Below are 24,926 nucleotides of genomic sequence, written 5' to 3'. Positions count from 1 at the left end.
GCGGTGATTTCGGGGGAGCTGGGGCGCTTTCGCGGGACGCTGCGGTGATTGTGGACGCAGCGGCGGTGATTCCGGACGAAACCGCGGCGATTCCGGCGAGGGGGAGACGGGCGCGGAGGCGCGGAAGGCGGGCGCGGAAGCGAGCGGGGCCGCCGTGCCCTGGCCGGGCGGGAGGCCTTGCCGGACAAGAAGCAGGCCGGAAATACTCCTCTCGTTGCCGGAGCCCATGCTCCCGCGTCACACTCTCGTCAACAGGTGATCCAGAACCTGTCGGCCGGGTCGCTGTGCTTCCCGGGCGGTTCGGGGGGCGGGCGCTCACGGTGATCGAACTGCGACCGGATACGCTGGCCAACGGTGGAGACAGCGACAGATCGACATTCAGTTTGATCGTCAGCAGACAGGAGTACCCCTCGTGACCGTCGTCGGGCCCTTCGGGCTGAGCGTGCGGGACCAGGCTCTTGAGGCCGATGTCCAGGCCGGGTTGGCGGCTGTCGAGGAGGGCCTGCTGGAGGCCACCAAAAGCGACGTGCCGTTCATCACCGAAGCCGCGCAGCACCTCGTGCGCGCGGGCGGTAAGCGGTTCCGGCCGCTGCTGGTGACGCTGGCCGCCCAATTCGGTGACCCCTACAGCCCGGGCGTGGTGCCCTCCGCGGTCGTCGTGGAGCTGACGCATCTCGCGACGCTGTATCACGACGACGTGATGGACGAGGCCGATGTGCGCCGCGGCGTGGCCAGCGCCAACGCCCGCTGGGGCAACTCCGTCGCGGTGCTGACCGGCGACTTCCTGTTCGCCCGCGCCTCACACATCCTCGCCGACCTCGGCCCTGACGCGGTCCGGATCCAGGCGGAGGCGTTCGAACGCCTGGTGACCGGCCAGATCCTGGAGACCGCGGGCCCGCGCGACGGCCGCGACCCCATCAGCCACTATCTGGACGTCCTCGCCGGCAAGACCGGCTCGCTGATCGCCGTCGCGTGCCGGTTCGGCGCGATGATGTCGGGCGCCGATGAGTCGACGGTCAACATCCTCACCCAGTACGGAGAGCGGCTGGGCACCGCCTTCCAGCTGGCCGACGACGTGCTGGACATCGCCAGCGATTCGCATGAATCGGGCAAGACGCCCGGCACGGACCTGCGGGAGGGCATCCCGACGCTGCCCGTGCTGCATCTGCGGGCACGCGCCGAGAGCGACGCCGGTACGGCCGAGGACCGCGCCCTTGCCGAGCTGCTGTCCGGCGACCTCACGGACGACGCCCGGCATGCCGAGGCACTGGCCGGCCTGCGCGCCCACCCGGCGCTCGAAGAGGCCCGCCGCGACACCGTGCGCTATGCGCAGGAGGCCCGCGCGATGCTGGCGCCGCTGCCGTCCTGCACGGCCAAGTCGGCCCTGGAAGGGCTCTGCGACGCGGTGGTGCACCGGGCGGGCTGAGGTCTCCCTGCGGGGGCCAGTGCTCGGTGCCGCGGGGCCGTGCCCGGGTTGTGTGCGGGTGCTCTGTGCGGGTGTTCCGTGGCCGTGCCCGGGTTCCGTGCCCAGGGTTCCGTGCCCGGCTTCGTGCCGGGGTTCCGCATCGCTCCGCCGCCTGCGCCCCCTACCTCCTCGGTGCCTGTGCCCTGCACCTCTGCGGTGCCGGCGCCCCGCATCCCCCAGAGCAGGTCCCCGCATCCCCTAGGGAACGCTCAGACTCCTGGGGTACGGACTCCGACCTGGGGTGACCATGCGTCATACCTCAGCAGTAGGACGACTTGCTCCCGCTGGGTGACGTTATTCGTGAGGCGATTTGGTGAGATGGAAAGCACCAGAGCGCGGCGGACGGTCACAATGAGCCCCAGGGGTGACGGGTGGACAGCGCAGCAACCGCCGCATACGACGGAGGTAGGGCAGATGCCACGGAACGAACCGACACAGGTCACCGACGGATGGGACGAGGGGCGCTCCCCCAGGCGCCGTAAGGCGGTGCGGTACGGCGTACCGGTTGCCGTGGCGGGAGTGGCGGCGGCCACGATCGGGCTGGTCCCGGCGTTCGCCGGCTCCGGTTCTCCGGACCTGCCGAAGATCTCGGCGCAGGACCTGATAGCCAAGGTCGCCAAGTCGGATGTCCAGCAGCTTTCCGGCACGGTCCAGGTCACCACCGACCTCGGTCTGCCGTCCCTGCCGGGCGCCGGTGGTGCGGCGGGCGGCTTCGGCGGCGGCCAGGCCCCCGGCGGGAAGAGCGGCGAGGGCGCCTCCGCAGCGCCCCAGAACAAGCTGATGGAGCTGGCGTCCGGTGCGCACACGCTGCGTGTCGCGGCCGACGGCCCCGAGAAGCAGCGGGTGTCGATCGTCGACAAGGCCGCCGAGTACAGCCTGGTCCACAACGGCAACGAGGTCTGGGCCTACGACAGCGGCAGCAACACCGCGGTGCACAGCACCGCACCCGACGCCGGCCGGCACGGCAAGCAGCACCGGGCGCCCGAGGGCCTGCCCAAGGACCTGAAGGGTGCCACCCCGCAGGACCTTGCGAAGCAGGCCCTGAAGGCGGCCGGCGACACGACCTCGGTCACCGTCGACGGCACCGCCACGGTCGCCGGGCGGGACGCCTACCAGCTGCTGATCAAGCCCAAGCAGGCCGCCTCGACGGTCGGCTCGATCCGGGTCGCGGTGGACGCCTCCAACGGCGTGCCGCTGAAGTTCACCCTGACCCCCAAGAGCGGTGGCGCGGCCGCCATCGACGTCGGTTACACGAACGTCGACTTCGCCAAGCCCGCCGCGAGCACGTTCTCCTTCACTCCGCCCAAGGGCGCCAAGGTCGTCGACGGCGACAAGGCAGGGGCGAAGGCGCAGCGCGAGCACGGCAAGAACCTCCGGTCCCATCAGGGCGCGAAGGACTTCAAGAAGGACATGGGCGGGCTGAACGTCATCGGCAAGGGCTGGACGTCCATCGCCACGATCAAGGGCACCGGCCCCGGCCTGCCCTCCGGCAAGGAGCAGAGCGCCGGCGGCGACGCGGGCAAGTTCCTGGACAGCATCGGCGAGAAGGTGCACAGCTCCTTCGGCTCCGGCCGGGTCTTCAGCACCCGCCTGGTCAATGCCCTGGTCACGGACAAGGGCACGGTCTACGTCGGCGCCGTCGACAAGCAGGCCCTGATCGACGCGGCCAACGCCGCCAAGTAACGGGCCACCGCGCGGCAGCGCGGAACCGCCAAGTAAATACAGAAGCGCAGAAGCGCAGAAGCGCAGAAGCGCGGACGTGCACAAGTGCGCAAGCGCAGACGTGCGCGAGCGCAGACGTGCAGAAGAGCGGGAGCACCGTGCCGCCCCTCGGCGGGTGGCGCGGTGCGGCTCGTGGCCATATCCGTACGACGTCGGGGGAGCCGATGCCACAGCCCATCGCCTCGGCGCCCGACGGCGCCCAGCCACCCGATGGCGCCCGCCCGGCCGCCGGTTCCCGCGCGCCCGACGACGCCCGCCCCGGCGACGACGGGCCCGCCCGCCGGGCGGCAGGGGAGCCGGCGATCGAGACGCGTGGGCTGACCAAGGCCTACCGTGGCGGCCAGCTCGCGGTCGACGGACTTGATCTGGCCGTACCGCGGGGCAGTGTCTTCGGCTTCCTCGGACCCAACGGCTCCGGCAAGACCACCACCATCCGCATGCTGATGGGCCTGATCGAGGCGAGCGCCGGCAGCGCCCGGGTGCTGGGACAGCCGATGCCGGCCGCGGTCCGCCGGGTGCTCCCCAAGGTCGGCGCGCTGATCGAGGGCCCGGCGCACTACGGCTTCCTCAGCGGGCGGGACAATCTCCGCCGGTTCGACGCCGCCGACCCGCTCGCCGATCCCCGTACCCGTGCCGAACGGGTCGGGCACGCACTGGAGCGGGTGGGCCTGGCCGCCGCGGCCGGCAAGAAGGCGCGCGCCTACTCCCTCGGCATGAAGCAGCGCCTCGGTCTGGCCGCGGCCCTGCTCCAGCCCCGTGAGCTGCTGGTCCTCGACGAACCGACCAATGGCCTGGACCCCCAGGGCATGCGGGAGATCCGTGCGCTGATCCGCGCACTCGCGGCGGACGGCACCACCGTCTTCCTCTCCTCCCATCTCCTCGACGAGATCGAGCAGGTCTGCACCCATGCCGCGGTGATGGCCCGCGGCCGGCTGATCACCCAGGGCACGGTCGCCGACCTCTCCGCCACGGTCCTCGACTCGCGCGGCCACGGCCGGCTGACGGTGACCACCCCTGACCCGGCCGACGCGGTCCGGGTCCTGAAAGAGCACGGTCTGACCGGCCTGGAGGTCACCGGCGACCGGGTGACCGGCGAACTCCCGGACCCGCCCGCGCCCATGGGCACACCGGACAGCGGGGCGCTGCCGGACCTGGCGGACCTGCCGGACCTGGCGGATCTGGCGGATCTCAACGCCGCGCTGGTGCATGCCGGTGTACGGGTCCGTGGGTTCGGCAGGGAGCGGGCGTCGCTGGAGGATGTCTTCGTTCAGCTGACCGGGGAGGGCTTCGATGTCGCAGGCTGAGGCGGCGGTGCGCGCGCCCCGACCGCTGTGGTCGCTGGGTCTGCTGCGCAGTGAGATCGCTACGACGTTCCGGCGCTGGCGCACCCTCGCGCTGCTGGCGGTGCTCGCGGGGGTACCGGTCCTGGTCGGTATCGCCGTCAAGATCGAGACGGGCGACGGCGGCGGCTCGGGCGGTGGCGGTGGCGGCCCGGCGTTCCTCTCGCAGGTCACCCACAACGGCCTCTTCCTGGTCTTCACCTCGCTCGCGGTGACGCTGCCGTTCTTCCTGCCGATGTCCATCGGAGTGATAGCGGGCGACTCCCTCGCCGGTGAGGCCCATGGCGGGACGCTGCGCTATCTCCTGGTGGCTCCCGCGGGCCGCACCCGCCTGCTACTGGTCAAATACGCCACGGTCCTGACGTTCTGCCTGGTGGGCACCCTGGTCGTGGCGCTCTCCGCCCTGGCCACCGGCGCGCTGCTCTTCCCCCTGGGCGAGGTCACCCTGCTCTCGGGGACGTCCCTGTCCTTCGGCGAGGGACTGCTGCGGGCGCTGGCCATCGCGGTCGCGGTGGCGCTGTCCCTCATCGGAGTGGCCGCCGTCGGCCTGTTCATCTCGGCACTCACCACCAGCGGTATCGCCGCCATGGCGACCACGGTCGGCCTGCTGATCACCGTGCAGATCCTGGACACCCTCCCGCAGCTGCACGCCATCCAGCCCTATCTCTTCCCGCACTACTGGCTGTCGTTCGCGGACCTGCTCCGCGACCCCGTCTACTGGGACCAGTTGCAGAAGAACCTCGGCCTGCAGGCGCTGTACGCCGTGGTGTTCGGCTCGGCGGCCTGGGCGCGCTTCACCACCCGGGACATCACCGGGTGAGGCCGCCGGGCCGCGGCGTCGCGTCCGGTGCCCCGGAGGGCCTTCCCGCCACTGCTTCCGCTGCCCGGTCCGCTTCCGCCGACCGGCCCGCCGCCGCTTCCGCTGCCCGGTCCGCTTCCGCCGCCTGCACCACCTCGGGCCCGGCCCCGGCCCTGGCCCCCGTCCCGCCCCCGGCCGCCTCGCCCGCCCGCGCCGCCGCCTCGCCCGCCCGCGCCGTGGCATCGGCCAGCGCCGTCCGCCCCCGCCGTGCGGTCCGCAGGGCGTCCCAGGTCAGTAGCGTCAGGGCCGCCCACACCAGAGCGAACCCGGCCCAGCGCTCCGGCGGCATCCGCTCGTGGAAAACGGTGAGCCCCAGCAGGAACTGAAAGGTCGGCGCCAGATACTGCATCATCCCGATCACCGTCAGCGGCAGCCGCACGGCCGAGGCGCCGAAGCAGATCAGCGGCACCGCCGTCGCGATACCGCAGCCCGAGAGCAGCAGTGCCTGGCCCACCCCGCCGGTGGTGAAGCGGGACTCGCCGTGGAGGGCGAGGAAGACCAGGACCCCCAGCGCGGGCAGCAGCTGGAGGGCCGTCTCGGCGCTGAAGCCCTCGATCCCGTCGAGCTTGATGCCCTTCTTGACCAGCCCGTATGTCGCGAACGAGAAGGCCAGCCCGAGCGCGATCCAGGGCACCTTGCCGTACGCGACGGTCATCGCGACGACGGCGAGGAGGCCGACCCCCACCGCCGTCCACTGCAGCGGCCGCAGCCGCTCGCGCAGCACCACTACGCCGAAGGCGATGCTGACCAGCGGGTTGATGAAATAGCCGAGCGAGGCCTCCAGGACATGCCCGGCGTTGACCGACCAGATGTAGAGGAACCAGTTCGCCGAGATGACCAGGGAGCAGACCAGGATCAGCCCGAGCCTCCTGGGCTGCCGCAGCAACGGGCCGATCCAGGACCAGCGGCGCAGCACCGCCAGGATGACGACGGCGACGGGCAGCGACCACACCATGCGATGGGCCAGGATCTCGGACGGCGAGGCGGCGTCCAGCAGATGCCAGTAGAGCGGCAGCAGGCCCCACATGGTGTAGGCGGCGAAACCGTAGGCAAGACCGACACGCTGATCGCTTCGAGGCTGCAAGGGGGACCTCCGCATGGTGCTTTGCCGCCTCTGCGAAAGTAGCGCCGCCCTGCCCGGCTGTCATACGTGTCTTGCCATACGGTCATGACGCGCCGGCGCACGAGGTCCGGGCCAGGGGAACGCGAACGGGTGCCCGTACGGGACGCCGTAAGACGTTCCCGTACGGACACCCGCGGGCAGCCCGTCAGAATGATCCGACCCCGTGGACCGATGTCAGCCGACGACCGTCCAGGTGTCGTTGCCGGTCAGCAGAGCGTCCAGGTCGCCCTTGCCCTTCTGCTCGATGGCGTCGTCGAGCTGGTCGGACATCAGGGTGTCGTAGACCGGCCGGTTGACGTTCCGCAGCACCCCGATGGGGGTGTGGTGGAGCGTGTCGGGGTCGGCGAGCCGGGAGAGGGCGAACGCCGTGGTGGGCGACGGGTTGTGCGCGTCGTGCACCAGCACGCCTCCGGTGCCCTCCTCCCGTACGTCGATGACCCTGAGGTCGCCGGTGGCCGGGTCGCGGATCACGCCCTTGGAGCCGAAGCCGTCGGGGGCCAGGGCGCCGAAGCGGATCGGCTGCCCGTGCTCCAGGCGGATGACGGCCTCCTCGGCCTGGTCCTTGTCCTTGAGGACTTCGAAGGCGCCGTCGTTGAAGATGTTGCAGTTCTGGTAGATCTCCACCAGCGCCGTGCCGGGGTGGGCGGCGGCCTCGCGCAGCACCGAGGTGAGGTGCTTGCGGTCGGAGTCGACGGTGCGGGCGACGAAGGACGCCTCGGCGCCGAGCGCCAGCGAGACCGGGTTGAACGGTGCGTCCAGCGAGCCCATCGGCGTCGACTTGGTGATCTTGCCGACCTCGGAGGTGGGGCTGTACTGCCCCTTGGTCAGACCGTAGATCCGGTTGTTGAACAGCAGGATCTTGAGGTTGACGTTGCGCCGCAGGGCGTGGATGAGGTGGTTGCCGCCGATGGAGAGCGCGTCGCCGTCGCCGGTGACGACCCACACCGACAGGTCGCGCCGGGAGGAGGCCAGGCCGGTGGCGATGGCGGGGGCGCGGCCGTGGATGGAGTGCATCCCGTAGGTGTTCATGTAGTACGGGAAGCGGGAGGAGCAGCCGATGCCGGAGACGAAGACGATGTTCTCCTTGGCCAGGCCGAGCTCGGGCATGAAGCCCTGCACGGCGGCAAGGACGGCGTAGTCACCGCAGCCGGGGCACCAGCGCACTTCCTGATCGGACTTGAAGTCCTTCATGGACTGCTTGGCGTCGGCCTTGGGCACCAGGGAGAGCGCCTCGATCTGCGAGGACCCCTCCGCGATCGTCTCAGTCATTGATGGCCTCCTTAAAGACCTCCGCGAGCTGCTCGGCCTTGAACGGCATTCCGCTGACCTGGGTGTGCGATTGCGCGTCGACGAGGTACTTGGCACGCAGCAGGGTGGCGAGCTGTCCGAGGTTCATCTCCGGCACGATCACCTTGTCGTAACGCGCCAGGACCTCGCCGAGATTCCCCGGGAAGGGGTTGAGGTGGCGCAGATGGGCCTGCGCGATGCGCTCACCGGCCCGCCGGACGCGCCGTACCGCCGCGGTGATCGGTCCGTAGGTCGACCCCCAGCCCAGTACGAGGGTCCCGGCGCCCCGGCCGCTGTCGTCGGTGGGGTCGTCGACCTCGATGCCGGGGACATCGACGCCGTCGACCTTCGCCTGGCGGGTGCGCACCATGAAGTCGTGGTTGGCCGGGTCGTAGGAGATGTTGCCCGTGCCGTCCTGCTTCTCGATGCCGCCGATGCGGTGCTCCAGGCCCGGTGTGCCCGGCACCGCCCAGGGCCTGGCCAGCGTCTGCTCATCGCGCTTGTACGGCCAGAACACCTCGGTGCCGTCCGCCTGCTGGTGATTGGGGCCCGAGGCGAACTGGACCCGCAGATCCGGCAGTTCGTCCACGTCGGGGATCCGCCACGGCTCCGAACCGTTGGCCAGGTAGCCGTCGGAGAGCAGGAAGACCGGCGTGCGGTAGGCCAGCGCGATCCGCGCCGCTTCCAGAGCGGCGTCGAAGCAGTCCGCGGGCGTCTTCGGCGCCACGATCGGCACCGGCGCCTCTCCGTTGCGCCCGTACATCGCCTGCAGCAGGTCGGCCTGCTCGGTCTTCGTCGGCAGACCCGTCGAAGGGCCGCCGCGCTGGATGTCCACGATCAGCAGCGGCAGCTCCAGACTGACCGCCAGGCCGATCGTCTCGGACTTCAGCGCCACACCGGGACCCGACGTGGTCGTCACCGCCAGCGCACCACCGAACGCGGCACCCAGCGCCGCGCCGATCCCGGCGATCTCGTCCTCCGCCTGGAAGGTGCGCACACCGAAGTTCTTGTGCTTGGACAGCTCGTGCAGGATGTCGGAGGCCGGGGTGATCGGGTACGAACCCAGATACAGCGGCAGGTCCGCCTGCCGGCCCGCCGCGATCAGCCCGTAGGACAGCGCGAGGTTCCCGGAGATGTTGCGGTAGGTGCCGGGCGGGAAGGCCGTGGTCGCCGGCGCGACCTCGTAGGAGACGGCGAAGTCCTCCGTGGTCTCACCGAAGTTCCAGCCCGCCCGGAACGCCGCGACATTCGCCTCCGCGATCTCCGGCTTCTTCGCGAACTTCGCCCGCAGGAACTTCTCGGTGCTCTCGGTCGGCCGGTGGTACATCCACGACAGCAGCCCCAGCGCGAACATGTTCTTGCTGCGCTCGGCCTCCTTGCGGGAGAGCCCGAACTCCTTGAGCGCCTCGATCGTCAGTGTCGTCAGCGGCACCGGGTGGACGTTGTAGGCCTCCAGCGACCCGTCCTCCAGCGGGCTGGTCGCGTACCCCACCTTCGCCATCGGGCGCTTGGTGAACTCATCGGTGTTGACGATGATGTCCGCGCCCCGCGGCACATCGGCGAGGTTCGCCTTCAACGCCGCGGGGTTCATCGCCACCAGCACATTCGGCGCGTCACCGGGCGTGAGGATGTCATGGTCGGCGAAGTGCAGCTGGAAGCTGGAGACGCCCGGCAGGGTTCCGGCAGGGGCGCGGATCTCGGCGGGGAAATTCGGCAGCGTCGACAGGTCGTTTCCGAACGACGCGGTTTCGGAGGTGAACCGGTCGCCGGTGAGCTGCATACCGTCACCGGAGTCACCGGCAAACCGGATGATCACCCGGTCGAGGCGTCGGACTTCTTTGCCTTCGCTGCCGTTACCGGAAGCGCGCTCTTCCCCGACAAGCGCTGCGTCGGTCTGCTCGGCTGTGCTACTGACCTGGCTGGTCACTGCTTCGGACCTCCCTCGAGGGGTGCGGCGTCCCCGCCGGAGGCAGGGCTCGGGACGTGTCATACCGACCGGTTGTCCCATAACCATCGTACGTGGGTAAGGGTGGCCTTCCCTGGGGCGCTCGCATGTTGGACGTCAACATGAGACATCGATCTGGTGTGTTTTGTCATGAAATCACCACCCCCGTGGCCCCTTCTTCATGACGCTCCGGACTCCTCCATTGGTTCTACGACCAAAGTCCTGGACCTCGGCGGAAGCGCCTCGGAGCGCCTTCCTGGCAGGTTGTCGGATCGCTAGGAATTGAGGTAGGTGAGCACCGCAAGCACCCTGCGGTGATCCCCGTCACTCGGCGACAGGCCCAGCTTCAGGAAGATATTGCTGACGTGCTTCTCGACCGCGCCGTCGCTGACCACCAGCTGCCGGGCGACCGCGGAATTCGTCCGGCCCTCGGCCATCAGGCCCAGGACTTCCCGTTCCCGGGGTGTCAGATGCGCCAGCACGTCCTGCTTCCGGCTGCGGCCCAGCAGCTGCGCCACCACCTCGGGGTCCAGGGCGGTCCCGCCCCCGGCGACCCGGACCACGGCGTCGACGAACTCCCGCACCTCGGCCACCCGGTCCTTGAGCAGGTAGCCGACGCCACGGCTCGACCCGGCCAGCAGCTCCGTCGCGTACTGCTCCTCGACGTACTGCGAAAGCACCAGCACCCCGAGGCCGGGGTGGTCCCCGCGCAGCCGGATGGCGGCCCTGACCCCTTCGTCGGTGTGCGTGGGCGGCATCCGGACGTCCGCCACGACCACGTCCGGCAGCGCCCCCTCGCCCGCCAGCTCCCCGATCGTCTTGATCAGCGCTTCGGCGTCCCCCACGCCTGCCACGACCTCGTGCCCCCGGTCGGTGAGCAGCCGGGTCAGGCCCTCGCGGAGCAGCACCGAGTCCTCGGCGATGACCACCCGCACCTTGTCCTCCACGGCTCAGGTTCCCCCATGTCTCCTCGCATCCCACCCCGTCGGGCTCCAGCATTCCAGCATTCGGACGGCGGCGCGGCGGATGTGGAGGATCGGGGTGCGGGGGAGGAGAGGAGGAGGGGAGAGGGGCGATACGGGGCTGATACGGGACAGGGCCAGGGCCCGGCAGCTCGGAGGCCGACCGTGCTACGGCGGCTCCGCCGTCACCCGCGCCACGGCAGCTCCGCGGTGATGCAGGTCGGGCCGCCGGCCGGGGAGTCCACCAGCAGCAGGCCGTCGACGGCCGCCAGCCGCTCGGCGAGGCCGGCCAGGCCCGTGCCCGGCCCGGTGTGCGCGCCGCCGCGGCCGTTGTCCGCGACCAGCACCATGATCCGGTCCGCGGTGTGCCAGACGTCCAGCGTCGCGTCGGCGGCCCCGGAGTGCTGGGAGACGTTCCGCAGCAGCTCGGAGGCGGTGAAGTAGGCGATGCCCTCGATCGCCGCGGCCGGCCGCCGGTCCAGGTCCACGGTCACCGTCACCGGAACCGTGCAGCGCGCGGACAGCGCCGACAGGGCCGGGCCGAGCCCCCGGTCGGTGAGGATCGCCGGGTGGATCCCGCGGGCCAGGTCCCGTAGCTCCTGGAGCGCGATCTTCACCTCGCCGTGCGCCTCGTCCACCATCTTCGCGGCGGCCTCCGGGTCCTCGGCCAGCTTCTCCTTGACCAGGCCCAGGTCCATGGCGAGCGAGGCCAGCCGGGCCTGCGCCCCGTCGTGCAGGTCACGCTCGATGCGCCGCAGATCCGCCGCCGCGGTGTCCACCATCACCCCGCGGTCCGACTCCAGCTGAGAGGCCCGGGTGGCGAGGGAGGAGGGCCCCAGCAGGCCGTGGACCATGACCCGGTCCACCTGCGTCAGCCCGTGGATCAACCACGGCCCGGCCAGCACCAGCAGCAGCCCTGCCCCGCTGGTGACCGCGGTCTCGGTCGGAGTGTCGAGCCAGGCGCCGTGGCCGCTGCCGTCGCCCCACAGCTGGATACCCGACTGGCCGGGGTAGGCGGGGAACGTCCACCGCCACAGCGGGTAGGTCAGCAGCCCCCAGCCCAGGGTCCAGAAGGTCACCGAGAAGATGAAGGCGAAGAGCGCCCACGGGAAGTGCAGCAGCGAGTAGAGAAGGTGCCGCCAGGACGTCCCGCTCTTCAGTACGGCCCCGACCCACCCCATCAGGCTCGGCTTGGCCGGCCGGACGGGCTCGGGATCGGCGACGTCCAGCCCCAGCAGCGCGCGGGCCCGCACCCGCTCCAGGCCGCCCAGCGCACGGGCGCCGGCCAGCCCGCCCGCCAGCAGCGGGATGCCGAGGAACGTGATCAGCAGACCGGCACCCGTGGTGATCACCACCATCGCGTACGTGAACATCACGATGGACAGCGGGAGGCTCAGGAAGAGGTACAGGAACTCCCGCCAGGCCCGCCCGGAGAACGGGGCGCGCAGCCCCTCGGGCACCCGGGAGGCGTGGGGCTGCGGTGCGTATGCGGTTTCCATGTCTCGTCGTCCGTTCGTCCGTTCTGCCGGATGCGGCACTTGCCCGGTCGGACCCGCCGCCTGACCTGCAGGCCGTGCGTTCTTTCCGCCATGACAAGGGTCCGCGGCCGGCGTCCCGCGCACCATGAGGCCTTTCGCAGTCTTCGCCGGGGGTTTTCCCCACCCCCGGGCCTGAGGCCGCCACCCACCTCGCCGGCCTGGCGGTCGGTGCCTCTTCGCCCCGTCAGCGCCTCTGCGGTCCCCTCGGCGCCTCTGCGGTCCCCTCGGCGCTCCTCCGGTCAGCGTCCCTCCGGCCCCGTCAGCGCCCTCCGGCTCCGTCAGCGCGCCTCCGACTCCGCCTTCGAAGCCCTTGCCCCCGCCTTCGCTGTCGCCTTCGACGCCTTCGCCGTCGCTTTCGACGCCTTCGCCCCCGCCCTCGATGTCTTCGCCGTCGCGCTCGGCGCCGTCCGCGCCCGCCACGGCAGCTCCGCCGTCACCCGCGTGGGCCCGCCCACTGGCGAATCCAGCACGAACAGCCCGTCCACCGACCCCAGCCGCTCGGCGAGCCCGGCCATCCCGCTGCCGCCGTCCAGCCGCGCCCCGCCCTTCCCGTCGTCCGTCACCTGGATCAGCAGCCGGTCACCCGCCCGGCGCCCGCCACCGCCCTTGTCCGCGGACCTGCCGGGCCCACCCCCCTCGGCCCGCCACACCTCCACGGACGCCTCCCGCGCCGCACTGTGCTTGGACACGTTCTGCAGCAGCTCCGAGACCGTGAAATAGACGATGCCCTCGATGGCGGGCGCGGGCCGATCGTCCAGGTCCACGATCGTGGTGGCGGGCACCGTGCAGCGCCCGGCCAGCGAGGCCAGGGCGGGCCCCAGCCCGCGGTCGGTGAGGATCGCCGGATGGATGCCCCGGGCCAGATCCCGCAGCTCCTGCAGCGCCAGCTTCACCTCGCCGTGCGCCTCGTCCACCATCGCCGCCACGCTGTCGTCGGCCCGGCCCTCCAGCAGCTTCTCCTTCGCCAGGCCGAGTCCCATGGCGAGCGCCACCAGCCGGGCCTGTGCGCCGTCGTGCAGATCCCGTTCGATGCGCCGCAGATCGGCGGCCGCGGTGTCGGTGACCGTCATCCGGTCCGTCTCCAGCTCGGCGATCCGCCGCTCCAGTTCGTCGGAGGGCGAGAGCAGACCGCGCACCATGGCCCGGTCCACGTTGGTCAGCCAGCGCGCCAGCCACGGGAGCGCGGGCCATGCCACCACGAGCGAGACCAGGGCGACGGCGAAGGTGAGCAGGGACCAGGGCAGCCGGAGGAAGGCGAACAGCGCATGCCGCCAGGCGACCGGATCCTTCAAATACGTCCACAGCCGGGGCAAAAACCCCTGCTCCCGGGCCCGTAGCGGACTCGGCTCCGCCACCCGCACCCCGAGCAGGGCCCGCGCCCGCGCCCGTTCCAGCTTCCCGTACTTCCGGCAGGCCACCAGGCCTCCGGCCAGCAGCGGCAAGCCGATCACGGTGACGGCCAGCCCGATTCCAAGGGTCAGCCACACCACCAGCACCACGAACCCGACGAGACCCAGCGGGAAGTTGGACAGCAAATACGCGACCTCCCGCCACGTCGCGCCGCTGAGTGGCCTCACGGGCGGCGGCATTGACACACCGTCAGGGGTGGTATCGCCAACATCGGCAGCACTGGGCCGTGGACTCTCCGTCATGCGCCCAGCCTGCCCGGTCGCCGATCCGCGTGCCATGGGGTGGCTGGGGTGGTGGGGGTGGGGTTTTCCCCACCCGCCGCTGCCGACCGTGCTGGACAGCGTGTTGGAGGGGGGCCGTATCGTGTCGCGATACAGATCGGGAGGGGGAGCGGGCGATGGCGCGGCGGTTGGTGGCGGCGGACGGGTCGGCGCTTGCGCAGGACGATTCGCACGCTCCGGCGCAAGTGTCCGACGGCTCGGTGTTGCGGTTCGTAGGCGAGCACGGGACGTCGGCGGCATCGGCGGCGCCGGTGGCATCGGCGGCGTCAGCGGCACCGAGGGTGTCAGCGGCACCGAGGGCGCCGATGGCGCAGCACGCCACCGCGTACGCCACCGATCCCGCCACCGCGTATGCCGCCGATCCCGCCACCGCGTACGCCATCGATAAGACCGCTGACGGCACAGCTGACGAGGCCACTGACGAGGCCGCCGATGGGGCCCCAGGCGGTCCGGCGCTGCGCGGCCGCTGCTGGGACGAGCGGAGCCGGACGTGGACGGCCGGTGCGGCGAGCGTGCTGTTGGCGCTGGTCGCCGGGGTTGCGGCGGCGAGTTGGTACGGGCCGGGCCCGGCCGCCCTCTGGCTCGGGGCCGTTGCTGTGCTCGCCGCGGCCGGCGGAGCTACCGCCGGACGGCTCGGACGGCGTCCGCTGGGCACCGCACTGCTGGTGTGGGGCGGCGCGCTCGGCACGCTCGCCTCCTGGCAGGCCGCTCCGGCCGGCGCGGTGCGACTGGCCGCCGTCGGACTGACCGTTGCGGCCGCGCTCGCGCTGCTCGGCGTCCGCACGGAGCTGGGGCGCGGCGGACTCATCGGCGCGGTGGCGGTCGCGCTCGCGGTGGGAGCGTGGGAGGCCGCGCTGGCGCTGACCGGTGTGGCGCGGACGGGAGTCGTACTCGGTGTGCTCTCGGTGCTCGTGCTGGGATACCTGCCCCGACTGGCGTTGACGGCGGCCGGGCTGACCCGGCTCGATGACCGGCGTTCCGGTGGCGCGCCGGTGAGCCGGCTTCAGGTGGCGACCGCCCTCGGTGCGACCCATCGTGGTCTCGCGCCGGCCACCCTCGCCATGGCGGTCTCCGTGGGTGCGGCGGGAGTACTTGCGGCTGGTTCGGAGGACGGCTGGTCGGTGGCGGCCGCGGCCCTTCTGTGCCTGGTGACGCTTTCGCGCGCGCGTGCCTATCCCCTGGTGATCGAGGTCGTCGCCCTGTTGGCTGCCGGTACGGCAGTGGGGGTGAGCCTGGTGTGGCAGGGAGCGGCGGACGGGGCCGGGGCACCGGGCGCGCTCGCCGCGCTGTGTGTGCCGGCGGTGCTGCCGCTGGTGGTGCTCGCGGTGCGGGTGCCGGAACACGTTCAGGTCCGGCTGCGCCGGCTGATGAACCTCGTCGAGTCGGTCAGTGTGGTGGCGCTGATCCCGGTGGCCCTCGGGGCGTTCGGGGTCTTCAGCCGGCTGCCGCACACGTTCTGACTGAACCGGAAAGGCGGCCGCGGGACCATGTCAGCAGAGGGAACCAAGGGATCGAGCGGGCCGGGTGGACCTGTGCAACCAGGGCAGCCGGTGCAACCTGCGCAATCTGTGCAAGGAGACCGGCAGCATGATGTGCCGCGCGGCCTTGGCGGGGCGGCGATGACGCCGGGGACGCCCGCGGGAACGGGCGCCGAGGAGGGTGGCACGGGGGGTGGCCCTGGCGCGCCCACCCTTGAGAAGGATGGCACCGGCGTTCCCACCCTTGAGAAGGGCGACACCGGCGTTCCCACCCTTGAGAAGGGCGACACCGGCGCTCTCACCCTTGAGAAGACGGCCGGGGCAGCCACGCCCGTAACCGGGGATGCGCCCGAGGCGGCGGCCACCATGTCCGCGCCCTCGGCCGTGGCTGCGACCGTATGGGACACACCGCTGACGGCGCGGGCTGAGCCGAACGCGCCGGACGCCGGTGTGGTCGCGCCCGGCGCCATGCCTTCTGCCGCACCTCCTGCCATGCCCCCCGTCACACCTCCCGTGACACCCCCCGTGACGCCCCCCGGTATGCCTGCTGCCATGCCCTCCGCCGGGCCGCTGCCGGCTGCCGCTCCGCCGCCGCAGCCCGTACCGGAACAGGCACCCGCCCCGGTCGCCTATGACGTGCCGGTCACCTATGACGCGGCCGCCTACGGTCCGCCGGCCGCCTACGACGCGGGTGCCCCCCACGCCGCAGTGGCGCCCCACGCCACCATGGCCCCCCACACCACCCCGCCCCCTTCCCCCATGCCGCCCCTGCCCACCGGGCCCCCTCCGTCCACCGTCGCGGCCCCCTCCACCGCAGCTGGCCCCTCCACCGCGGCGGCGCCCTCCACCGCGGCGGCGCCCTCCACCGCGGCGGCGCCCACCTCCGCGCCGCCCCCGTCCACCCCGGTTCACACGCCCACCCCCGTACGCAGGTCCCAGCCCACGCCCGTCTCGGTACCGCTGCTGCCGCCCGAGCTGGACGCCCTGGGGTCCAAGCCGCGGCACGGAGAGTCCGTCGCGCAGCGTGCGGGGCGGGCCGTACGGCGGGCGATCGCCTCGTCGCCCGCCGCGGAGACCGCCGCCGTCACCCAGACCGCGTACGCCATCCAGCAGCCGGTGGCCACCGGCCGGCAGATCTCCGTGACGAGCATCCGGGGCGGTGCGGGCAAGTCCACCGTCGCCGCCCTGCTGGCCCTCACCTATGCGCACTACCGTGCCGATCCGGTGCTGGCGATCGAGGCCGATCCGGCGCTCGGCACGCTGCCGCACCGGCTGGGCGCACGGGAAGTGCGCTGGTCGGGCACCGACCTGGCGCAGATAGTGGATCCGTCGATGCTGATCACGGACCTGACCGGCTACCTGATTCCGTTCCCCGGTGGCGGTTGGCTGCTGCCGGGCAGCCAGGGCGCCATCGGGACGCGGCTGGACATCGACACCTACCGGGTGGTGATGACGTCCCTGCGCCGGTACTTCGCGACCACCGTCGTGGACTGCGAGACGCTGCCCGCCGAGGTGGCGCGTACCGCGCTGGTGACGACGCAGGCGCGGGTGCTGGTATCCCCGGCGACCCCGGAGGGAGTGGCGGCCACCCGATCGGTGCTGGACTGGGCCGGCGGGCTCCACCCCGGCATGCTGCCGACGACGGTGGTGGTTCTCAGCCATGTGTCCCCCGATTCCGGGCTGGATCTGCGCAAGGCCACCGAGCATCTGAGCGTCGGCGGCGCGACGGTGCTCCCGCTTCCCTACGACCGCCATCTCGCGGCGGGCGGTGCGATCCGCACGGAGCTGCTCGGCGAGCGGACGCTGCAGGCGGCGGCGCGGATCGCGGCCGAGGCGATGAACCGGGCCGTCTCGCGCGGCCCGGCCCGGCAGCGTACGGACCGGAGCGCCCCGGCAGCCCCGGACGGCGCCCACTCCGGCCCCGCCCACCCTGGTCCCGCTCACCCCGGCCCAGCTCACCCCGGTCCTGCCTACTCCGGCCCCGCTCACCCCGGCCCCGCTCACCCCCACGCAGGGCCGCCCCGGTGACGCGGCACAAGGCGTTTCGCCCCGCCCGGACCACCCCGTGTCCGTCCGCTCCGTGAGACACCTTCTGAGACATCCGTCCGCGCCGTCTACGCTGCCGGCCGCCCAGGTAGGGCGAAGTAGGGACAACCCCACCGTCCGCGACGATCCGGCTGCTCACCGCTGCCGGGGCAGGGCCTAGACTCCCGTCCGTACAGATCGTCGAAGTCGTTGAAACAAGCGCAGTCAGGGAGCGAGGGGCGGACGTGCCGGACGCGACCGTGGGCACCACCGTCGCCGCGGACTATTTCCAGGGCTATTCGGTCGTCGGCATCATCGCCGTGATCGGGGTGCTCTTCGTGGCCGTGGCCTTCGGTGCCGGGCGGCTGCTGCGGCCCGTGGTGCCGACGCCCGAGAAGCTGTTGACGTATGAGTGCGGCGTGGACCCCGTCGGCGAGGGCTGGGCACACACCCAGGTCCGCTACTACGTGTACGCCTTCCTCTACGTCATCTTCGCCGTCGACTCGATCTTCCTTTTCCCCTGGGCGACGATCTTCGCCGCCCCCGGTTTCGGTGGTGTCACGCTGGTGGAGATGTTCATCTTCCTCGGCTTCCTCACCATCGGCCTGCTCTACGCATGGAAGAAGGGCGTCCTGGAATGGACGTGACCCCCGCCTCCCACAGCTCCGCAGCCGCGTCCGAGGGCGCCGCCCCGCAGTTCCTGCCGGAGCCGCGGCGCCTGGGCACCCTGGCCCGGCTCGCGCCCGAACCGATGAAGGTGGTCCTCAACTGGGGCCGCCGCTACAGCCTCTGGGTCTTCAACTTCGGCCTCGCCTGCTGCGCCATCGAGTTCATCGCCGCGTCCATGGCACGGCACGACTTCATCCGGCTCGGCGTGATCCCGTTCGCGCCCGGCCCGCGCCAGGCCGACCTGATGGTCGTCTCCGGCACGGTCACCGACAAGATGGCGCCCGCGGTCAAGCGGCTCTACGAGCAGATGCCCGAGCCGAAGTACGTTATCTCCTTCGGGGCCTGCTCCAACTGCGGCGGCCCGTACTGGGATTCGTACTCGGTCACCAAGGGCGTCGACCAGATCATTCCGGTGGATGTGTACGTACCGGGCTGCCCGCCGCGTCCGGAGGCGCTGCTCCAGGGCATCCTCAAGCTCCAGGAGAAAATCGCCCGCGAGTCGCTGGGGGAGCGGTACGCGAAGGGCGGCACGGCGCGGCCCTCCGCCGCCGCGCTGCGCAGCGGGCTGGTCACGCCGCCCGCGCCGAAGCCGGTGGATGAGCCGAAGGCGGCGGATGAGCCGAAGGCGGCGGGGGAGGAGCCCCGATGACCGAGCAGCCGGAGCAGCAGCCGGAGCAGCCGGCGGAGACCGACGCGCAGGGCGGCACGCAGGGCGAGCAGCCCGAGCAGCCCGTCGCCGAGCCCGTTGTCGGCTGGCTGCCGCGGCCCGCGAGCGAGATCTTCGGTACGGGGGCCACGGCGGAGCTGGCGTATGACGTGCTGACCGTCGACGTCCCCGTGGACGGCTGGCTCACCGCACTGACGGCTGCCCGCGACGACCTGGGCTGCAGCTACTTCGACTGGCTGAGCGCCGTTGACGAGCCCGGCACCGGCTTCCGGGTCTGTGCGCACCTCGCCGATGTGGCCCGGCCCGGTACCGTCCACCGGCTGATCGTCCGGACGACCGTGCCGCACGAGGCGCCCGCCCTGCCGACCGCCGTCGGCGTGTACGCGGGCGCGGGCTGGCACGAGCGCGAGACCCACGAGATGTTCGGTGTCGGCTTCACCGGCCATCCGCATCTCGCGCCACTGCTGCTCCCGGACAACTTCGAGGGGCACCCGCTGCGCAAGGACTTCGTGCTGGCGGCGCGGGTCGCCAAGGCTTGGCCGGGGGCCAAGGAACCGGGGGAGTCCGAGCACGGCGGGCCCAAGCGCCGCCAGATGCTGCCCCCCGGCGTCCCGGACCCGAACGAGTGGGGCCCGCTGAAGGGCCAGCTGCCGCCTGCCCCTGCCCGTCCGGCGCGGGGTGCACGTGCGGCCGGTGGTGCTCGTGCGGCCGGTGGTGCCGCGGGCGAGCGGCCGGCGCGGCGTACGCGGACCGCGGCCGCGGGCTCGGCCGGTCAGCAGCAGGCAGCGGGGGAGGCGACCGAGGCCCCAGCGGCCGAAGCACGTCCCGAGCGGCCGGAGCGCCCGGCGCGGCGTACGCGGTCGGCGAGCGAGGGTTCGGCCGCCCAGCGGCAGGCGGCTGAGGCCGCCACCGCGACCGAGGCCGCAACTGAGGCCACAACTGAGGCCACAACTGAGGCCGCCGCGACCGAGGCGACCCCTGAGGCGGCCTCGCCCAAGGGGACCTCTGAAGCGACTTCGCCGAAGGAGGCCCCGTCGGCGCAGACCCCGGCGGCCGAGGCCCCGTCGGCACGGACCCCGGCCGAGGAGACCGCGGCGGCTCCCGCGCAGGAGGCGGCCCCCCGCTCCTCGGACGCACCCTGGCACCACGCCCGTCCGGCCTTCGACGAGCCGGAGAAGAAGCCGGAGTCGGAGAAGAAGCCGGAGCCGGAGAAGAAGCCGGAGCCGGAGAAGAAGCCGGAGTCGGAGAAGAAGCCCCAGCCGAAGAAAGAGGCGGAGCCCAAGGAGACGCCGGAGCCGGAGCCGGAGAAGCAGGCAGGGCCGAAGGAGCCCAAGGAGCAGCCGGAGCCGGAGAAGAAGCCGGAGCAAGGAGGCGACACCCCATGAGCGACGCCCTCGACATCGCGCTGCGCCTCGCCGCCGTCTTCGTCGTCTTCCTGGTCTTCCCCCTGGTCATCGGGCAGACCGAGCACAAGGTCATGGCCCATATGCAGGGCCGGCTGGGTCCCATGTACGCGGGCGGGTTCCACGGCTGGGCGCAGCTCGTGGCCGACGGCGTGAAGTTCGCGCAGAAAGAGGACATCGTTCCGGCCGGCGCCGACCGGCGGATCTTCCAGCTCGCGCCCGCCGTCGCCCTGCTGCCGTACCTCCTGGTCCTGGTCGCCATCCCGATAGGCCCGCACAATGCCGTGGGACAGGCCCTGGACGCGGGGATCTTCTTCGTGCTCGCCGTCATGGGCGTCGGCGTGCTCGGCTCGTTGATGGCGGGCTGGGCCTCGGCGAACAAGTTCTCGCTGCTCGGCGGTCTGCGGACGGCCGCGCAGCTGCTCGCGTACGAGCTGCCGATGCTGCTCGCCGCGGCCTCCGTCGCCATGGCGGCCGGCACGCTCTCCCTGCCCGGCATCATCGAGGCCTTCCACTGGTGGTGGGTGCCGTGGCAGATCGTCGGCGGGGTGGTCTTCTTCACCGCGGGGCTCGCCGAGCTGCAGCGGCCGCCGTTCGACATGCCGGTCGCCGACTCGGAGATCATCTTCGGTGCCTACACCGAGTACACCGGACTGCGCTTCGCGCTCTTCCTGCTCGCCGAGTACGCCGGCATCGTCGTCCTCTGCGCCCTGACCTCCGTCCTCTTCCTCGGCGGCTGGCACGGCCCGTTCGGCGCGGACGGCCTGGGCTGGCTGTGGACGCTGCTGAAGACCGTGATCCTCGCCTTCGGCGTCATCTGGCTGCGGGTGACCTACCCGCGGCTGCGCGAGGACCAGCTGCAAAAGCTCGCCTGGACGGTCCTCATCCCGCTCTCGCTCGCCCAGATCGCCCTCACCGGCGTCGTCAAGGTGGTGATCTCGTCATGAGCTTCCCCGGTTCCGGCCTCGCCAAGGGGCTGGCCGTCACCCTGCGGACGATGACGAAACGATCGGTCACCGCGCAGTACCCGGACGTTCAGCCCGACCTCGCGCCCCGAACCCGTGGCGTCATCGGGCTGTTCGAGGAGAACTGCACGGTCTGCATGCTGTGCGCCCGTGAGTGCCCGGACTGGTGCATCTACATCGACTCCCACAAGGAGACGGTGCCGCCGGCCGCCCCCGGAGGCCGGGAGCGCAGCCGCAATGTGCTGGACCGCTTCGCGATCGACTTCGCGCTGTGCATGTACTGCGGTATCTGCATCGAGGTCTGCCCCTTCGACGCGCTCTTCTGGTCACCGGAGTTCGAGTACGCCGAGACGGACATCCGCGATCTGACCCATGAGCGCGACAAGCTCCGCGAGTGGATGTGGACGGTGCCCGAACCGCCGGCGCTCGACCCGGCGGCCGAGGAGCCCAAGGAGCTCGCCGCCGCCCGCAAGGCGGCCGACAAGCTCGCCGCCCAGCAGCAGGCCGAAGCCGAGGCCGCCCAGGCCCAGGCCCAGGACCCGACCGCGGACCAGGCCACGGACCGGACTCCGGACCAGGCCACGGACCGGACCCCGGACCAGGCCACGGACCGGAACCGACCGGACACCCCAGGGGAGGGACAGTGACGCTCGCCGCCACCGCAGCCGGCCACGGCTTCCTCTCGACCTCCGGTGTCGAGATCGCCTTCCTCCTCGTCGGAATCGCCACCCTCGGCGCGGCCGTCATCACCGTCACCACCCGGCAGCTGGTGCACGCCGCCCTCTGGCTGGTCGTCGCCCTCGGCGGGATCGCCGTCGAATACCTGCTGCTGACGGCCGAGTTCATCGCCTGGGTGCAGGTGCTGATCTACGTCGGTTCCGTCGTCGTCCTCCTGCTCTTCGGGCTGATGCTCACCAAGGCGCCCATCGGCCGCTCCCCGGACGCCGATTCGGGCAACCGCTGGGCCGCGCTCGCGGTGGCCCTCGCCTCGGCCGCCGCCCTGGTCTGGGTCGTCGTGGATGCCTTCCGCACCACCTGGATCAGCTTCGAGGGCGCCGCCCAGGGCTCCACCGAGGCCTCCGGGCGCAGCCTCTTCCAGTACTGGGTGCTGCCCTTCGAGGCGCTGTCCGTGCTGCTGCTGGCCGCGCTCGTCGGGGCGATCGTGCTGTCCCGCAGGACGGGGGAGGAGCGGTCCGCTGCGGCCGGTCTCAAGAACGCCGCCTCACCGGCCCCCGCCGCCTCTCCGGCCCCTGCCGCCTCCCGGGCCCCCGCCGCCCCCGCCCCGCGAGAGGAGCAGCGCTGATGCATCTCGTCTACCCGGCCGTCCTCGCCGTCCTCCTCTTCTGCACCGGGCTGTACGGCGTGCTCGCGCGCCGCAACGCGATCCTGGTGCTGATGTCCGTCGAGCTGATGCTCAACGCCGTCAACCTCAACCTCGTCGCCTTCGACGTCTGGCTGCGCGACACCCTGCACACCGGCCAGGCGCTCACCCTCTTCACCATCGCGATCGCCGCCGCCGAGATCGGCATCGGCCTGGCGATCGTGCTGCTCGTCTACCGCAACCGCGGCAGCTCCGACATCGACCGGCTCCGTGATCTCGCCGAGAAGACGGGCGCCGCGGACGGGGACCCGCAGCCGGACACCACGGCGGAGGCCGCCGCGTGACCCTCACCACCACCGCCGTTCTCGTTCCCCTCCTGCCCTTCCTCGGGGCCGTCGCAGGCCTTCTCCTGGGCCGGCGTGCGCCCGGCTTCGTCCGGCCGCTGGCCGTGCTGCCGACGCTGGCCGCGGCCGCGCTCACCGTGGCCGTCGCCCTCGGACAGGGCACCGGCCCGGCCACCGACCTCGCCACCGGGCTCACCCCGACCGGATCGATCCCCATCGAGCTGGCCCTGCACATCGACGGCTTCGCCGCGCTGATCGCCGTCCTGGTCGGTGTCGTGGCGACCTGTGTGCAGATCTACTCCACCGGCTATCTGCGCGACGACCCGCGCTACCCCTCCTACGCGGCGCTGGTCTCGCTCTTCACCTCCGCGATGCTGCTGGTCGTCTACACCGGCGACCTGATGCTGCTGCTGGTCGGCTGGGAAGTCATGGGCATCTGCTCCTACTTCCTCGTCGGCCACTACTGGGAGACCGAGGCCGCCCGCGCCGCCTCCCTCAAGGCCTTCCTCGTCACCAAGCTCGGCGACGTCCCCTTCCTCTTCGGCATCTTCGCGCTGGCCGCCGATGCCGGGACCTTCCGCATCACCGGCATCCTCGGCTCCGTCGCCGCCGGCGGCCTGGACCATCCGACGCTGATCGCGCTGCTGCTGCTGGCCGGTGTCGCGGGCAAGTCGGCGCAGTTCCCGCTGCACACCTGGCTCCCGGACGCGATGGCCGGCCCGACGCCCGTCTCGGCGCTGATCCACGCCGCGACGATGGTGGCGGCCGGTGTCTATCTCGTGGCCCGTCTCCTCCCCGTCTTCGCCGCCTCCGCGGCCGCGCTGGTCGTACTCGCCGTCATGGCCGCGCTCACCATGGTCGGCTCGGGGCTGGCCGCACTGGCGCAGGACGACATCAAGCGTGTCCTCGCCTATTCGACGGTCGGACAGCTCGGCTACATGCTCGGCGCCCTGGCCGTCGGCGACCGCGGTGCCGCCGTCTTCCACCTCATCTCGCACGGTGCGTTCAAGGCCCTCCTCTTCCTCGGCGCCGGCGTGATCATCCACGCCGCCGGCACCAACTCGCTGGCCGCCATGTCCCGGATGAGCGGCCTGGCCCGGCGCATCCCGGACGCCTACTGGACGGTCACCGTGGCGTTGCTGGCGCTCGCCGCGATCCCGCCGTTCGCCGGCTTCTTCTCCAAGGAAGCCGTCCTGGGCGCCGCCGAACACGCCGCCACCGGCCACGCGCACGGCGTCCCCGGCGCGGCCGGCTGGACCGTGCTGGTTTCCGGACTGCTGACCGCCCTCCTCACCGCGGCCTACGCCACCCGCCTGTGGCTGCTGGCCTTCAAGGGCAAGGGCGCCGAAGCCCCCGACCACGGCCCGCAGCCGGTCGCCATGAACGCCGTCCTGTGGGTGCTCTTCGTCCCGACCGTCGCGCTCGGCCTCGCCGCCCCCTTCCTGCCCGGCTGGTTCGACGGGCGTTCGCTCGCGCCGACCCTGACCACCTCCGTCCTGGGCACCGGTATCGCCCTCGTCGGCGGCCTGGTCACCTATGCGGCCTGGCGGCACACCACCGCGCTCGCCGCCCGCATCCCCCTCGGCGCGGTCGTCGCCGCTCCGGACGCCACTCCCGCGCTCGCCGAGGAGGTGGCCATCGACACCCACGCCCCGGCCTACGGCGACAACGCCGCGGCTCCGGACCCGGCCGACCCCGGCCGCCTCCTCCTGGGCCCGCTGCAGCGTCACGCGGCGGTCGGCTTCCACCTCGACGCCGTCTACTCCGCCCTCTTCGTCCGGCCCGTACGCGCCGCCGCCGGCCTCGTCCGCTTCCTCGACCGCGAGGTCGTCGACACCTACGTCCGCGGGGCGGGTGCCGCCCCCCGCCTGCTGGGCGCCGCGGTCCGCCGCGCCCAGACCGGGAACGTGCAGACCTACCTCGCCGCGCTGCTGGCGGGCTCGCTCGTCCTGGCCGTCGCCGCCGTCCTGGTCGCCACGGGCACGGGAGCCTGACCGATGCCGATGCCGATGCCGATGCCTATGCCGCACACCCCTGGTGCACGTATGCCTGGTGCACGTACCCCTGATGGCCGCACCTCTGACGCACGGACGCCTGACGGCCGCACCCCTGGTGCACGTAC

The 24,926-nt window shown here is 72.0% G+C and carries 20 protein-coding genes; 14 read left to right on the top strand and 6 right to left on the bottom strand.

Annotation, left to right across the window (positions count from 1 at the left end; translation table 11 throughout):
- Positions 1-412: 412 nt before the first annotated feature.
- From ACGFR7_RS27245 to ACGFR7_RS27230, 4 genes are all read left to right on the top strand, one after another.
- Complete coding sequence (locus tag ACGFR7_RS27245; RefSeq protein WP_393324309.1) at positions 413-1,426, top strand: polyprenyl synthetase family protein; 1,014 nt, start codon at positions 413-415, stop codon at positions 1,424-1,426.
- A 453-nt stretch (positions 1,427-1,879) separates the two neighbouring features.
- On the top strand, positions 1,880-3,148 hold the full coding sequence (locus ACGFR7_RS27240; protein WP_393324306.1) for an outer membrane lipoprotein carrier protein LolA: 1,269 nt from the start codon (positions 1,880-1,882) through the stop codon (positions 3,146-3,148).
- A gap of 203 nt (positions 3,149-3,351) precedes the next feature.
- A complete protein-coding gene (locus tag ACGFR7_RS27235) occupies positions 3,352-4,491 on the top strand; it encodes an ATP-binding cassette domain-containing protein (protein WP_393324303.1) in 1,140 nt (379 codons plus the stop codon).
- Positions 4,478-5,347, top strand: a complete 870-nt coding sequence (locus ACGFR7_RS27230; protein ID WP_393324300.1) for an ABC transporter permease — start codon at positions 4,478-4,480, stop codon at positions 5,345-5,347. The genes ACGFR7_RS27235 and ACGFR7_RS27230 overlap by 14 nt, the downstream gene beginning before the upstream one ends.
- On the opposite strand, the gene rarD is transcribed toward ACGFR7_RS27230, so the two are convergent.
- From rarD to ACGFR7_RS27200, 6 genes are all read right to left on the bottom strand, one after another.
- The gene (rarD, locus tag ACGFR7_RS27225) at positions 5,337-6,470 is read right to left on the bottom strand and encodes an EamA family transporter RarD (RefSeq protein WP_393324297.1); all 1,134 of its coding nucleotides are present in this window, start codon (positions 6,468-6,470) and stop codon (positions 5,337-5,339) included. The genes ACGFR7_RS27230 and rarD overlap by 11 nt on opposite strands.
- Before the next feature lie 213 nt (positions 6,471-6,683).
- Positions 6,684-7,778 (bottom strand): 2-oxoacid:ferredoxin oxidoreductase subunit beta, encoded by a 1,095-nt coding sequence (locus ACGFR7_RS27220; RefSeq protein WP_393324294.1) that lies wholly within the window; start codon positions 7,776-7,778, stop codon positions 6,684-6,686.
- Positions 7,771-9,723, bottom strand: coding sequence for a 2-oxoacid:acceptor oxidoreductase subunit alpha (locus ACGFR7_RS27215; RefSeq protein WP_393324291.1), 1,953 nt, complete (start codon positions 9,721-9,723; stop codon positions 7,771-7,773). Before ACGFR7_RS27215 ends, ACGFR7_RS27220 begins: the two co-directional genes overlap by 8 nt.
- 293 nt (positions 9,724-10,016) lie before the next feature.
- Positions 10,017-10,676 (bottom strand): LuxR C-terminal-related transcriptional regulator, encoded by a 660-nt coding sequence (locus ACGFR7_RS27210; RefSeq protein ID WP_393324540.1) that lies wholly within the window; start codon positions 10,674-10,676, stop codon positions 10,017-10,019.
- A gap of 212 nt (positions 10,677-10,888) precedes the next feature.
- Positions 10,889-12,202 (bottom strand): sensor histidine kinase, encoded by a 1,314-nt coding sequence (locus tag ACGFR7_RS27205; protein WP_393324289.1) that lies wholly within the window; start codon positions 12,200-12,202, stop codon positions 10,889-10,891.
- A gap of 317 nt (positions 12,203-12,519) precedes the next feature.
- Positions 12,520-13,893 (bottom strand): sensor histidine kinase, encoded by a 1,374-nt coding sequence (locus tag ACGFR7_RS27200; RefSeq protein ID WP_393324287.1) that lies wholly within the window; start codon positions 13,891-13,893, stop codon positions 12,520-12,522.
- Between the two features lie 344 nt (positions 13,894-14,237).
- Here ACGFR7_RS27200 and ACGFR7_RS27195 point away from each other — a divergent pair, with 344 nt between their 5' ends.
- From ACGFR7_RS27195 to ACGFR7_RS27150, 10 genes are all read left to right on the top strand, one after another.
- Positions 14,238-15,392: a secretion protein snm4 gene (locus tag ACGFR7_RS27195; protein ID WP_393324285.1), complete on the top strand. Its 1,155-nt coding sequence runs from the start codon at positions 14,238-14,240 to the stop codon at positions 15,390-15,392.
- 570 nt (positions 15,393-15,962) lie between these two features.
- Complete coding sequence (locus tag ACGFR7_RS27190) at positions 15,963-17,438, top strand: hypothetical protein (protein ID WP_393324282.1); 1,476 nt, start codon at positions 15,963-15,965, stop codon at positions 17,436-17,438.
- Positions 17,439-17,680: 242 nt separating this feature from the next.
- Positions 17,681-18,082: an NADH-quinone oxidoreductase subunit A gene (locus tag ACGFR7_RS27185; protein ID WP_328386124.1), complete on the top strand. Its 402-nt coding sequence runs from the start codon at positions 17,681-17,683 to the stop codon at positions 18,080-18,082.
- Complete coding sequence (locus ACGFR7_RS27180; protein ID WP_393324279.1) at positions 18,073-18,753, top strand: NADH-quinone oxidoreductase subunit B; 681 nt, start codon at positions 18,073-18,075, stop codon at positions 18,751-18,753. Before ACGFR7_RS27185 ends, ACGFR7_RS27180 begins: the two co-directional genes overlap by 10 nt.
- A complete protein-coding gene (locus tag ACGFR7_RS27175; RefSeq protein WP_393324277.1) occupies positions 18,750-20,156 on the top strand; it encodes an NADH-quinone oxidoreductase subunit C in 1,407 nt (468 codons plus the stop codon). The genes ACGFR7_RS27180 and ACGFR7_RS27175 overlap by 4 nt, the downstream gene beginning before the upstream one ends.
- A complete protein-coding gene (locus tag ACGFR7_RS27170) occupies positions 20,153-21,121 on the top strand; it encodes a complex I subunit 1 family protein (protein WP_350251638.1) in 969 nt (322 codons plus the stop codon). Before ACGFR7_RS27175 ends, ACGFR7_RS27170 begins: the two co-directional genes overlap by 4 nt.
- Positions 21,118-21,786, top strand: coding sequence for a NuoI/complex I 23 kDa subunit family protein (locus ACGFR7_RS27165; protein ID WP_393324274.1), 669 nt, complete (start codon positions 21,118-21,120; stop codon positions 21,784-21,786). The genes ACGFR7_RS27170 and ACGFR7_RS27165 overlap by 4 nt, the downstream gene beginning before the upstream one ends.
- Complete coding sequence (locus ACGFR7_RS27160) at positions 21,783-22,442, top strand: NADH-quinone oxidoreductase subunit J (RefSeq protein ID WP_393324271.1); 660 nt, start codon at positions 21,783-21,785, stop codon at positions 22,440-22,442. The genes ACGFR7_RS27165 and ACGFR7_RS27160 overlap by 4 nt, the downstream gene beginning before the upstream one ends.
- Positions 22,442-22,804, top strand: a complete 363-nt coding sequence (gene nuoK / locus ACGFR7_RS27155; protein WP_350251635.1) for an NADH-quinone oxidoreductase subunit NuoK — start codon at positions 22,442-22,444, stop codon at positions 22,802-22,804. The genes ACGFR7_RS27160 and nuoK overlap by 1 nt, the downstream gene beginning before the upstream one ends.
- Positions 22,801-24,798, top strand: a complete 1,998-nt coding sequence (locus tag ACGFR7_RS27150) for an NADH-quinone oxidoreductase subunit L (RefSeq protein WP_393324268.1) — start codon at positions 22,801-22,803, stop codon at positions 24,796-24,798. Before nuoK ends, ACGFR7_RS27150 begins: the two co-directional genes overlap by 4 nt.
- Positions 24,799-24,926 lie beyond the last annotated feature (128 nt).

This window comes from Streptomyces sp. NPDC048516 (assembly GCF_043199875.1).
GTDB lineage: Bacteria > Actinomycetota > Actinomycetes > Streptomycetales > Streptomycetaceae > Streptomyces.
This window is presented reverse-complemented; position numbering and strand designations above follow the sequence as displayed.

What these genes read in the sequence shown, in the direction of transcription:
- ACGFR7_RS27240 (WP_393324306.1), top strand. Translation starts at nt 1,880, where the DNA reads ATGCCACGGAACGAACCGACACAGGTCACCGACGGATGGGACGAGGGG.
- ACGFR7_RS27235 (WP_393324303.1), top strand. Translation starts at nt 3,352, where the DNA reads ATGCCACAGCCCATCGCCTCGGCGCCCGACGGCGCCCAGCCACCCGAT.
- ACGFR7_RS27230 (WP_393324300.1), top strand. Translation starts at nt 4,478, where the DNA reads ATGTCGCAGGCTGAGGCGGCGGTGCGCGCGCCCCGACCGCTGTGGTCG.
- ACGFR7_RS27220 (WP_393324294.1), bottom strand. Translation starts at nt 7,778, where the DNA reads ATGACTGAGACGATCGCGGAGGGGTCCTCGCAGATCGAGGCGCTCTCC.
- ACGFR7_RS27205 (WP_393324289.1), bottom strand. Translation starts at nt 12,202, where the DNA reads ATGGAAACCGCATACGCACCGCAGCCCCACGCCTCCCGGGTGCCCGAG.
- ACGFR7_RS27200 (WP_393324287.1), bottom strand. Translation starts at nt 13,893, where the DNA reads ATGACGGAGAGTCCACGGCCCAGTGCTGCCGATGTTGGCGATACCACC.
- ACGFR7_RS27195 (WP_393324285.1), top strand. Translation starts at nt 14,238, where the DNA reads ATGGCGCAGCACGCCACCGCGTACGCCACCGATCCCGCCACCGCGTAT.
- ACGFR7_RS27190 (WP_393324282.1), top strand. Translation starts at nt 15,963, where the DNA reads ATGCCCTCCGCCGGGCCGCTGCCGGCTGCCGCTCCGCCGCCGCAGCCC.
- ACGFR7_RS27180 (WP_393324279.1), top strand. Translation starts at nt 18,073, where the DNA reads ATGGACGTGACCCCCGCCTCCCACAGCTCCGCAGCCGCGTCCGAGGGC.
- ACGFR7_RS27175 (WP_393324277.1), top strand. Translation starts at nt 18,750, where the DNA reads ATGACCGAGCAGCCGGAGCAGCAGCCGGAGCAGCCGGCGGAGACCGAC.
- ACGFR7_RS27170 (WP_350251638.1), top strand. Translation starts at nt 20,153, where the DNA reads ATGAGCGACGCCCTCGACATCGCGCTGCGCCTCGCCGCCGTCTTCGTC.
- ACGFR7_RS27165 (WP_393324274.1), top strand. Translation starts at nt 21,118, where the DNA reads ATGAGCTTCCCCGGTTCCGGCCTCGCCAAGGGGCTGGCCGTCACCCTG.
- nuoK (WP_350251635.1), top strand. Translation starts at nt 22,442, where the DNA reads ATGCATCTCGTCTACCCGGCCGTCCTCGCCGTCCTCCTCTTCTGCACC.